The 1,626-nt window shown below is 39.1% G+C and carries 2 protein-coding genes; both read left to right on the top strand.

Annotated features, from left to right (window positions below; translation table 11 throughout):
* On the top strand, positions 1 to 670 hold a 670-nt coding region (locus tag H7254_RS12485; RefSeq protein ID WP_301933282.1), incomplete at its 5' end, for a hypothetical protein.
* 24 nt (positions 671 to 694) lie between these two features.
* Positions 695 to 1,294, top strand: a complete 600-nt coding sequence (locus tag H7254_RS12480) for a hypothetical protein (protein WP_301933281.1) — start codon at positions 695 to 697, stop codon at positions 1,292 to 1,294.
* The last annotated feature ends 332 nt before the right edge of the window (positions 1,295 to 1,626 follow it).

The following is a 1,626-nucleotide window of genomic DNA, read 5'->3' as shown; positions in this document are numbered from 1 at the left end:
AATTGATAAAAAGATTGATGAGAAAACCGGGATGGGCCAGGATAATACTGGTAATGCACCCGGTACCAATAAAAGTGGTAAGCCCCGAAACACCAGTGGAGAAGGTTTAAAAAATTCAACCCCGCCTGATGTTGTGCAGCAAATTTCGGACGCTGAAAAAGCCCACGATGCAAAAAATTTTAGTGAGGCACGCTATGCCATTCAACAGGCATTGTTAGGCGTTGAGATACAAATAGGTCAGTTAATATTAAAGTCGTTACCCACAACTGTGGCGAATTTGCCAACAGATACAACCGAAGACCGCGTAATGAGTACCCGGTGGGGTTGGGCGAACCTGACAATACAACGTATTTACAGGCAAGGTGATAAGCAAATGACCGTAGTAATTGGCAACAATCCTTTGTATTCGGGCATGATGGATATGTACTTCAATAATGCTTATGCAACACAGTCTAACGGTGAAGCGCAGAATATGAAACAGATTAAAGTAAAAGGTTACAAAGCAGCCATAAAGTTTGAGGCTAACGAAGGCTATTCAGTTTTGGTAGCCCTTGGTCAGTCAGGTATGATGACCTGGCAGGGCATCAACTTTAGTACCGAAGAGGATATGCTGACTGCTGTAAACAATTTTGATATCGATGGCGTGAAAAAGAAGTTGGGAGAGAAATAATATTCATATTTAAAAGATCATACAATGAAACATTGCTTAATAATACTTTCATTTTTTATAAACCTGCAGGCCTACAGCCAGGTTTTGAATTTTAAAACAGATGTAGCTACGGCCAAAAGTGCTTATGCTTCGGGTAAACTGGAAGATGCCCATTTTGCTTTGCAACAATCCATGCAGGAGATTGACATCATTATTGGTAAGGAAGTTTTGAAATTACTACCGCTAAAAATGGACACACTGGCGGCTGTTACTGCCCAGGATAATGTAACAGGTAACATTAGTTTTGTTGGTGCAACCATTCATCGCAGTTATGGTAAAGGAATACAAAAGGCAGATGTAGAAATAGTGAATAATTCGCCACTTTTAGGAATGCTAAATGCATTTCTTACTTCACCATTATTAGCGGGTTTGGGCAACGATGGCAAAACAAAAGTGCTAAAAATACAAGGTTATAAATCGAGGTTAACTAAGGAGGATAATGCAGGTGGTAGTCCATCTTACCGGTTGGAAATACCATTCAGTAATGCCCTTGTAACATTAAATGTAAATAACAGCACAGATACTGAGATTATTGCTATGGCCAGCTCCATACCTTTTGACCAAATTGCAAAGTTGATACAATAGTTAGTGCAATTCGAATTGGTTTATACCATACTTTCCAGTGCTTTCGCATGCATGTAAATTGGGCATTATCCAACCAGGAGCTACAGTTATGCGTTTATCATATTTTATGACATATTCAATGGTGCCGCTATGGCAAAGGTTAATGGGGTGCATCGTAATTAGCATAGACCCGGCATAGTCGGTAAGGTGGTATCCACAATTTTTTCACCCAAAAACAGTTTTAAGAATTATGCTGAGCTGTTTTTAGACAGCCTTATAGCAAAAAACAAGTTTCTTCTTTTATACGCCTATACTTAGCAATCAGTGCAATAAATAATTAGTTTGTATCGTTT

The sequence above is a fragment of the Ferruginibacter sp. genome (assembly GCF_014377975.1).
Taxonomy (GTDB): domain Bacteria; phylum Bacteroidota; class Bacteroidia; order Chitinophagales; family Chitinophagaceae; genus Ferruginibacter.
Note: the sequence above shows the minus strand (reverse complement) of the source record. Positions and strands in the feature narration are given on the sequence as shown.